The organism is Mycobacterium angelicum (genome assembly GCF_002086155.1).
In the GTDB taxonomy this organism is placed as follows: Bacteria; Actinomycetota; Actinomycetes; order Mycobacteriales; family Mycobacteriaceae; genus Mycobacterium; species Mycobacterium angelicum.
The window spans coordinates 1-218 of sequence record NZ_MVHE01000492.1 but is presented as its reverse complement, the minus strand read 5'-3'; the positions used below and the strand labels follow the sequence as shown (position 1 = coordinate 218).

At 80.7% G+C, this 218-nt stretch carries 1 protein-coding gene; it reads left to right on the top strand.

The annotated features are described in order from the left end of the window. Positions 1–218 (top strand): hypothetical protein (locus BST12_RS32775; protein ID WP_211281456.1); only part of this gene is annotated, 218 nt, incomplete at both ends.

The window sequence follows — 218 nt, the reverse complement described above, 5'->3', positions numbered from 1 at the left end:
GGGACCGGAAGCCTCACCGCGGCGGGCGGCCTCGGCGGCATCGGCGGCAACGGCGGCACCGCCCGACTGTTCGGCACCGGCGGAACCGGCGGAGCCGGCGGAACGGGTGGCCTGGCCGGGACCGGCACTTCGGCCGGAGGCGGTGGTCAAGGCGGTAACGCCGGCGGAACCGGCGTGCTGATCGGCGCCGGCGCGGCCGGTGGGGCCGGGGGCGCGGG